The 9,570-nt window shown below is 28.4% G+C and carries 11 protein-coding genes and 1 pseudogene; all 12 read right to left on the reverse strand.

Annotated elements, in window-relative coordinates; translation table 11 throughout:
• Window positions 1–384: pseudogene (locus tag GA0061080_RS10990) on the reverse strand (hypothetical protein); the annotation flags it as partial.
• A 129-nt stretch (window positions 385–513) separates the two neighbouring features.
• Window positions 514–1,479, reverse strand: a complete 966-nt coding sequence (locus GA0061080_RS10995) for a hypothetical protein (RefSeq protein ID WP_091125554.1) — start codon at window positions 1,477–1,479, stop codon at window positions 514–516.
• A 3-nt stretch (window positions 1,480–1,482) separates the two neighbouring features.
• Complete coding sequence (locus GA0061080_RS11000) at window positions 1,483–2,088, reverse strand: hypothetical protein (protein ID WP_091125557.1); 606 nt, start codon at window positions 2,086–2,088, stop codon at window positions 1,483–1,485.
• A gap of 119 nt (window positions 2,089–2,207) precedes the next feature.
• Window positions 2,208–2,798 (reverse strand): hypothetical protein, encoded by a 591-nt coding sequence (locus GA0061080_RS11005; protein ID WP_091125560.1) that lies wholly within the window; start codon window positions 2,796–2,798, stop codon window positions 2,208–2,210.
• 2 nt (window positions 2,799–2,800) lie between these two features.
• Window positions 2,801–3,391, reverse strand: a complete 591-nt coding sequence (locus GA0061080_RS11010) for a hypothetical protein (RefSeq protein ID WP_091125564.1) — start codon at window positions 3,389–3,391, stop codon at window positions 2,801–2,803.
• Between the two features lie 201 nt (window positions 3,392–3,592).
• On the reverse strand, window positions 3,593–4,156 hold the full coding sequence (locus GA0061080_RS11015) for a hypothetical protein (RefSeq protein ID WP_091125567.1): 564 nt from the start codon (window positions 4,154–4,156) through the stop codon (window positions 3,593–3,595).
• Between the two features lie 26 nt (window positions 4,157–4,182).
• Window positions 4,183–5,643 carry a hypothetical protein gene (locus GA0061080_RS11020; RefSeq protein ID WP_091125571.1) on the reverse strand — a complete coding sequence of 487 codons (1,461 nt, stop codon included), beginning with the start codon at window positions 5,641–5,643 and terminating at the stop codon, window positions 4,183–4,185.
• Window positions 5,644–5,656: 13 nt separating this feature from the next.
• The gene (locus GA0061080_RS11025) at window positions 5,657–5,959 is read right to left on the reverse strand and encodes a hypothetical protein (protein WP_141683148.1); all 303 of its coding nucleotides are present in this window, start codon (window positions 5,957–5,959) and stop codon (window positions 5,657–5,659) included.
• 103 nt (window positions 5,960–6,062) lie between these two features.
• Complete coding sequence (locus tag GA0061080_RS11030) at window positions 6,063–6,479, reverse strand: hypothetical protein (protein ID WP_141683149.1); 417 nt, start codon at window positions 6,477–6,479, stop codon at window positions 6,063–6,065.
• A gap of 168 nt (window positions 6,480–6,647) precedes the next feature.
• Window positions 6,648–7,820, reverse strand: coding sequence for a hypothetical protein (locus tag GA0061080_RS11035; RefSeq protein ID WP_091125582.1), 1,173 nt, complete (start codon window positions 7,818–7,820; stop codon window positions 6,648–6,650).
• 45 nt (window positions 7,821–7,865) lie between these two features.
• On the reverse strand, window positions 7,866–9,092 hold the full coding sequence (locus GA0061080_RS11040) for an SH3 domain-containing protein (RefSeq protein WP_091125586.1): 1,227 nt from the start codon (window positions 9,090–9,092) through the stop codon (window positions 7,866–7,868).
• Window positions 9,093–9,255: 163 nt separating this feature from the next.
• The coding region (locus GA0061080_RS11045) for an integrase core domain-containing protein (protein WP_141683150.1) at window positions 9,256–9,570 on the reverse strand (315 nt) is incomplete at its 5' end.

Here is a 9,570-nt window from a genome sequence, read left to right on the forward strand (position 1 = left end):
ATTAGCGTCGCCGATAAACTGTATCCCCAATCCTGCCGGTAAAGTTCCATCAGGTTTAGAGGCTTGAATTAATCTTGCCTCTTTTTCAACTAATAAGATAGTCTTTTCACTTTCCGGGAGTTTGTCCGCTAAGGTGCGGGTTTTAGTAATAAACGCTGGTAAATCATCACAGGTAAATACTTCAACGTGTGCCAGTTGTGGTAAGTTGGTATCTAATGCCCGTTTCATGTTCGATAACGGCGCTTCTTTAGGCTCGTCAAAACGCTTGCTTTGACTCACATTGTGTCCTATATATCCAATAAAATCGCCTTTCTTTATTGGAACCGGCTCTTTTAATACCACAATTTTATCTAACTTTCCTGGCTCTAAAGTTGATGATGTCACTGAGGTTAATTTGACATAGCCTTTATGTGGGGCATCATCATCGCCATTTTCAACAACTAAGACCGCCGGTACATCACAATTACTAATTTTACGGATTATGGTTTCCCCACCATGCCATATAATTTCATTTCACTCTAATAATGTTTGGGCTAACTTTTCTATCTTTTTGTTTAATTGTTCTGTTAAACATTTTGTAATGTTATAAGTAAATCCCTCAGTTTCATAATAATAATTAGGAGCAGGTATTAATAAACATATTTCATTAATTTGTTTATCTATTTTGTCTATAGATTCATTAAAATTAGTTTTTTTATCCTTAAGCGATATGACTTTTTGAGATAAAAGGTCATGATAGTAACGATAGGAATCTATACTACAACTAGTCGAGTATTCTTCTTGATAACAATTTTTTAGTTTATTAATTTGAAATTTTGATGTTTCAAGCGAACCTTCGAGGATTTTGAATTGATCGGGGTAAGTAATTTGATATTTATAACCTTCGTCAATTAATAACTCTTTAAGTTGAAATTGTAAGTCTTTTTCATCTATTTGATAATGCTTCCAGAATATTGGTTTTACACTAGTATCAATATCTTTGACCAATAATAAATAAACATCTTTACTAGGCGAAATATAATAGTATTGATTACTTAACCAATAATAACCTTCAACATCATAAGAACTATTTGCCAATGTAATTTTATCTTTAAAGTTTCCTTTATGAAAAATGGATAAGTTAAGCTCTTTAACCGGATATATTTTATTATTAACGGTTTTATTATAGATTTTTTTATTAATAGTAAGCTTTAAATCATTTACATCATATATAACAATATTATTTCTAATAATTTCATATAAATTATTAAAATATGAGGCCATTTGATTAATTGGACAACGCTCAAGTATTTCTTCTCGTTCAGTATTTGTAATATGCCAAAAATTATCAGTTTTTTCGCAATCTTTTGTTATTTTAGAGATATCTATCGAGTTAAGAAAAGATTTACCTTTATAGTTCTCAATAACATCAATTTCCTGACTATAACAGCAAAAACTAAATAAAAATAACACTATATTAATAAAAAATAAATTTTTCATTACTTAATCCTTTATTGTGTTAAAAATGCCAGAAGAACTCATTTGATATTTGTTTTCTGTTGTATAAACTTTTTTATCTTTTGGGTTTTCATCGGGTTCAAAAAGATTTTGTTGTTGATGTTGTTTAATTAATATTTTGCCATCAGGCTTTATTACAAAATCATTCCAATAAGATATTTCGCCATTTTTAATTTTGTACAAAAGTATTGTATCCAACAAATTTCCGTTATTATCATAACTATATATCTGAAAAGTAAAAACTTTTTCATCATTTTCACCTATAGCCATTTGGATAATGCCTTTATATAAAATGTTCTTATGATAAAAATAGCAATGAGGAAAATAAAAAGTTGTTTTAGTAAGATCTTCAAATAACTTTGGCTTAAATGAAAATTCTTTATTGGTAAATCTTAATGGAAATGGCATATTAGGGGAAAGATACAAGCCGTGTTCTCCCCAATAATAATATTTTTTTAATTCATTAGAGGAATAAGGTAATTTAATTTTATGATAGTAGCGTAAATCGCTATTTAAATTTTCTGAAAATGCCATATTTACACTAAATAATGATAATAGGCAGATAATGATAAACCGTTCAAAAAATTTCATTGTTAACTATCCTTAATGCTATTTATGCCTAATTCAACATCTTAATAAATCGTGTTCTTTTTTATTAGGATATTATTTAATATAAGCTAATAAAAGTGATGAAGAAAGTACCTAATTATTCAATTAATATTACCTTTATCATCAATAAAATAATAACTTACCTTATGTTGTTCAGTCATAAGCTTGTCTGTTTCTATATCAATGCAATACTCTGATTCTATTATTTCAAATTTCTTATTTTTATAAATACGTGTTCTTTTATTGATTGAGCACTCTGCTTGTGCACCATCCACAACAATCATTTTGCTAATCAGTTTATTACTCTTATCAAAAATCTGTAATTCAAGAGTTGGAAGGTTATAATATGAATCTTGATCATTATGATCCCAATAAGCAAAAAGGAACACATTTAGATTGTTATCAAGCGGAAGCTTTTTAAATAATATAGCTTTACCTGTGTAAGGTTTTCTATGTTCAACCATACTTAATAAAGGTGTGTTGGGATCAAAAAGCGCATTTATTGGATTCTTTTCATCATATATTTGATTATTATCCGCAAAAAAGTCTTTCAAAGAATGATAGGAAGATGTTTTTTTTGAATATCCTTTAAATTCATAAAGGATATTATTAAAATCTTTATTTTTATCTTCTGCAAAAGAAAAAAACGAGATTAATAAAATGCATATATAGAAAAATTGAAACCTGATCATTTTTAATCCTGTACATTTATAATTAAGCTAAAATCAAAACAGCATATATGTAAATGATGGTGATGTCTATATCCATTTGGCGGATCTTTTCTCATATGTCTTGTATGTTTTAGTAATGTATTCGCGTGTTTTTTATACGTGAAATATTCCGAATACATTAATGACGTTCTAGCCCAACCAAACTTATATAATGCAGTATTAAATTCTTCTTGTTTTTTAAAATCGAAAAAAGAATCAGTTAATTCTGTTCTCTCTCCATTTTGATTTTCTGATATATACCTTAGGTCGCCTGCAACCCCATTTATATGAGATTTGCTCTGAACAGATTTAGCATCATGAGTGCTAAATCCATTAAAGCCTAAATAATCAGCATTTAGTTCTAACATAGCGCCAAGCAACCCTGCAAAACAATCAGGATTTATATACCATCGATGACTATCACTATTAAATGTTGCAAATTTTGCTTTAACACTACCATCAGATGAAATGTAACCCTTTTCAAACTCGTTAACATTAATTAATTCCACATTATGTGCTTGTGGAATATTTCCTCTCGCCATAGCCTTAGTCACATGAACAGTAAAAATACCCAACTCATGTATCTTTTTATTCTTATCATGATAAACGTATTTATATTTTTGCTCATATCCTGTTAGTATTTTTTGTGGTATATGTTTTTCAATTTTCCGTCATGATAAATATGATAAGTAGCTATGCCTACGCCTGAAAAATAATCCACCATCGCCACTGGATAAATAAACCACGCCTTGCCGTCAGTTGATAGATTAGACAGTTTAGGGGTAGTGGTATTCGCACCCGTTTGTTTGGTGTTTGCTGTTTGCTTTGATTGGGCTTCGGCAACTTTTTTCCACCATAACGAGAGTTTGATGCGCTGTTCTTTTTCTAGTTGCCAGTTTGTTTTCAACCACAAAGCAAATCGTTAATTCCGTATCATTATTATCATTCGATGACGAAACACCACTCACTAATTCAACTTCATCAGGAATATCAGCTAGGGTTAATTCAGGGTAATTCGCTTGATAACGGTTAATCAGATCCGTTTTATCTGTCTGCGTTAAACGGTGCTTATTAACTTCACCCTTCTTATTTTCAACTGTGCCATTTATCCCATTAATCGCCATTTTAGTTGCATCAACAGAAAGGTTTGATGATAACTTTAATGTATATTCTGGCTTGACTTTAACGTAATAATGATTAGCGTCGCCGATAAACTGTATCCCCAATCCTGCCGGTAAAGTTCCATCAGGTTTAGAGGCTTGAATTAATCTTGCCTCTTTTTCAACTAATATGATAGTCTTTTCACTTTCCGGGAGTTTGTCCGCTAAGGTGAATTTCATGGTGACTCACTAATGCTTTTGTATCATTAATGATAGGTTAATTCCTCATTTGTTGGTTGTCTGTAAGCAATAAAATGATTTTCACTAACAAAAAATAATGTATTTTTCATATAAATTGCCTGATTACCATTTAATAAAAACTTAGATAGTGGTGTTTTATTAATATTTTTAAATGTGACATATTCCAATTCTTGGCTAATATCAATGTTATATTTTTTAAAATTTGCTACTTGCTGTTGATATAATTTTTCATTACCAAAAAATTGTTTTGAATTTGCTTTATCAAAGGTGACTGAATAAGCTTGTTGATAATTGACACAAAGCTTTTTTTCATTAGGACTTAAGGTTAAGGTGATACTATCAAGCTCATCTAATCTTCCGCCATCAAAACGTAAATAGTTATTTGCTTGTTTACTAGTTAGCAACAGACTTTTTGCTGAATGTTTATTTTTATCTTTAATGGCAAATTTGATATAGCAATTAGAAGTGACAGGTGACTCTTGAAATTTTCCTTCTTTTGTAACTTGGAAATGTTGTACTTCTATGGTTTCATCTTCAAAGCGTTGTCGACGTTCGATAAAATAGTTATTGTCTATATTATAACCAATAAATCCGGTTGGTAAATCATTTGTAGCAGAATTATGCCTTGTCATGCCAGTTAGAGATGACAATATAATTTTATCTAAAAAATCAAATTGTTCTGATAAAAGATAAAGATAAATTATTTCCTCTTCATTTTCTTGTGTGCCAATTATTAAAATTGGATTTATTGTATTATTAATTTGGGGTAACTTTATTCCATTTAAATTAATTAAATAATTATTTAACTGTTCATATAAACTATCGTTATCGAATAATTTTAAATAGTATGAAAAACTTCTTGATATATTTTGAGGATAATTATAATAATTTTCATCCTTAACAAAATCCCCTGATCTTTGAGAATTAATTGGTAAATCTAATGAGGGAAATTTATTACTTAATTTTTGAAATGAATATTTGTTTTTGGGTTTTAAAAAAGATGCAACTAAAGATTCATTTATAAATAATAACTGTTCTTTTCCAAAAATCAATCTATGCTTTGGCAATAATAATTTAGCTAAATCAACGTCTAAAACATCATCGAATTGTAAATAATTTACATCCCCACTTGGTAAAATAAATTCGTTGATAATTGGATTTTCTATTAGACTTTTTGTAAGTAATTGGGATATATCAGATGTCCGATGTACGCTAACATTATACTGATTATTATTAATATAAATGATATTATCAATTAGTTTAACTCGTAGATTGTTCAAATAATCAGAGTTATAATCATTTTTGTGTATTAGAGCACCATTTTCTATATATTTATCCAAAATCCAATAAGCTTGATTAATATCTTTTGCGTGGACATATGAAAAATTAAAAAAAATATATAATAAACAAATAAGTTTTGCTAACGATATATTTTTTTTAATTATATAAAGATGAAATCCAAACATGCCATTAATACCCCTAATTTTTAACTAACTCTTTTAAATATTTACCATTGACATCTTTTACTGTTTTCACAAAAAACTGATTTTCTAAAAAATTACTTTCAAAAACGCGAACATCATAATGAACCCAAACGCTCGCTATACTTTGATCATCACGTCCTTTTATTGGATGATATCTTGTATAACTATTCTCTAAAGCAATACCATTAGAATGAAACCATCTATATTCCGCATTTGTTTTTTCAGTCAACATGTCTCGCACTAAATCACAACAATCAATCCTTTCTTTGGTTGTGTTGTCTTCCTCTATCGCTATCAAGCCGTCATGCTCCAGTAGACTTCATTGATGCTCACTACTCGTTCTATGTTTTATTGTTATCTGATAAGTTTTACAACAAATCACGTATATTATTAATGATTCACTAAAAATCCCATGATAAACATTTTTGATTTTCATGAGCTTCACTTATTGCATCTGATAAAATTGATAAATCATCACTAGCATTTTTTTTATACATAGGATCAAGGGATATTGCAGAAATAATTGCCTTATCTTTAATAAAATATTTACTTTCAACAGTAAAAACGGTTTCAGATTTTAAATTTTCATCATGATAACCAATTGGTATATTGTAGTATTCAGTGTTTGATAATACTTCAAATAAATCTTTTCTTTTACTAACAACAATTTTTGCACGGTATGTTTCACCATAAATCCTAAGATTAAGTTGCTTTTTCATACAATTTAACACTGCACCTTCTGTCGCATGTAAAGATTCAAGTGTCATCTCTTCAGCTTTTAATCCGAATGATAAGCATAAAATGTTAATGCTTATCAAATATAATATCCCCTTCATTATCTAATTCTCCTTTATTATATTATTTTTAATAATTCCGATGCTTTATAACCAAAAGTAATTTCAAAATGAGGATAATCTTTTTGTTTTTCTAATCACTATTTAATCTTTTATTGCTTTAACATCGTAGTCTATAACTATAATAAGCGATTAAAAATGTTTACCCTTAAATTCTAATTGGCTAAGATGTATATAACCCTTTGTTGCTCGATCATTAGCTAAACCTACATATAACCATTCTTGATTTTTTTCTCTATCAATAGATTTTGAATATAACTTGATCACATCAGTTTTATTTGGTAATTTCATAACAATAGGAGATTTTATATCTGGCTCATTTAACAAATTAATAACTTTCTCTGAAGACTTTGTATAATAATGATTTTCCAATAATTCATCATGGCTATAAGAAATTACTTTTTGTTTATCTTCCGAAACTGTTATGCCCATGTCATAGTATCCATTTTTCTCTAATCTCTCTTTTAATTGATTATCTTTGTTAAAAAAATCCGTCAAATATTGATAGGCTAAGTGTTGGCTACGTTCTAAAGTTTCACCATTATTTTGTAATTGGCTTCGATATTTAATTAGATGAATTAGTGCTTTATCTTTAGTCGATTGTGGGATTCTCACCCTTTTTCCTTGCATTTTAAGGTCTTTATATTCAACATTCCAATTAACAAATAAAGATATCAATAAATCTCGAAAATAAGCTTTATCCAATAGTATGTCATTTAAAAAGCGTTTTCTGTATCCTTTTAACTCGTTATTATAAAATAGAAAATGCCATTTATATTCGTCGGAAATGTATGGATTCACAACAACTGTTTCATATAATAAAGCATCATTTTCATAATTAAAGTTAATCACGATTTCAGGTAAATAATCATACTTATGATTTAATATATATTTTTTAGCAAAATCATCATCATTGAAAAGTAGTTTATTATAAACAATTAACTGTTGAACATATTTATTATTTGAATTATCTAATGCTCCATTCACCAATGGATTTATCAATAAGCAAGGGTAAATAAATTTATCATTATTTGTTATGCCATAATAGTTATCTTCACCAATATGTGTTTGACAAATATTATTCCTGCTAACGCCAGTATCTGAACCAAAATAATCATCAATTTTTTGTTTAAATTCTTCAAAACTAAGTGGTTGATAATGTTCTTGCTGAAGTAGTTCTGAAATCACATTTATGGTTTTATCTGAATAATTAGCTGATGCAAACTCTGATTCTGTATTAGCTAACACATTTATTGAAAAAAAAACCAGAACTACAATAAGTTTCTTTCCTATTTTGTTAATCATTATTATTTAACCTAGTTAATTATAGTTATTGATATATGCATTCAATTAATTATTATTGTTATATTCTAATTGACTAAGATGAATATAACCTTTCATTGAAGGATTGTCTGTTAATTTGACATATAACCATTCACCTTGCGCATTAATTTTAATAAGATCTATATTATTTAATAATTTGTTTACAATTGGTGCTTTAGAATTTGGTTCGCTGCGGAAATTAATATAATTATCATTTGATTTCGTAATATAGTGGTTTTCTATTAATATATTTTTACTTTCGGAAATGACTTTTTGTTCTTCAGCTAATACCTTTAGCCCCATATTATAATAATTATTTTCCTTAAGCCTTGATTCAAGTTTATTATCTATTTCGTAAAAATTAACAAGGTATTGGTAGGCTTTACGTTGGCTATCAACCAAACTTGTTTCCTTGCTCTGATGCTGGCTTTGTAATTTAATTAGATGTAATAAAGCTTTATCTTGTGATGTAGGGGTAATCGTTATTTTTTTATTTTCTGAAATAGGAATTCCTTTTGGGTAAATATACCAATTATCAGACAAAACTTTTAATAAAGTTGAAATAACATATTCACCAGATTGTATATACAAATCATTTAATAAACGCTTTCGATATTCTTTTTGTGGATTATTATAAAAAATGAAGTGCCACATATTTCTCAGGTCGTCATCCCATACAGGTAATGAAACTTCATATAACAAACTATTTTTTTCATAATTGAAATAAATCACAACCTCTTGCAACGAACTCTTCCGATTTGATAAAAAATAGTTTTTTACAAAAGTATCAGCATTATCATTAAAAAGTAATTTATTATAAGCAATAAGATGTGGGGAATACTCATTATCAGGACTATTTAATAACTCTAAACCCTGCTTAGGAGTAAGGGGAACATCAAATCCTTTATATTCACTTATCAGAAATGATTCAGTATATGTCAGTAAAAAACGTCCATTTTTAGTAAAACAATTATAATCATATTTGCTAAGCATATATTGGCAATCAAATGTTATTGATTCCACATCAATTCCAAAATAATCCAAGCTTCTTTTTTTAAACTCTTTTTCGCTTGGAATTTTATAACCTTTACTCTTCAAAAAGTCAGAAACAATACTGACCTCTTCGGCAAAATCTCTTTCTGCCCATATATGCATTAATTGATCTAACTCTTCTTTTTCTGTTTGAGCTGAAACTATTAACGTAAAAAAAGTAAAAAAAAACAAAACAAAACAAGGCATTTTATTTAGAATCATTGTGTTTTCACTCTTCCTTTTCTTACAGTGTCTTTAGGATCAGGAGATAAGCCATAATATTTATAAACATCTTTTATATCTCCATAATAATCTTCTATATAACAATATATTGTTTTTCTGTGGAATGGCAACATATTTTTCAAACTGGAATGGCAACACATTTTCAAACAAAAAAATTAAGGGGTAAGTGTTTTTTAAATTCAACGGGAGGCAAGTAGCCTAACGAAGAATGTAATCGTTTATGATTATACCAATAAGCATAAGCCGAAAAAGCGCGTTGTAACTCAGCCGTTGAGTTGAAACGTTGGCCTTTTACAAATTCCGTTTTAATTGTTTTAAATGTCGCTTCCGCTACCGCATTGTCATAAGGACATCCTTTCCTGCTTAATGAATGCGTGATATTAAATGTCTTAAAACAATCCGCTAATAACCGATTATCAAACTCTTTACCGCGGTCTGAATGAAATAAATCCAATTT

This window comes from Gilliamella intestini, assembly GCF_900094935.1.
In the GTDB taxonomy this organism is placed as follows: Bacteria; Pseudomonadota; Gammaproteobacteria; order Enterobacterales; family Orbaceae; genus Gilliamella; species Gilliamella intestini.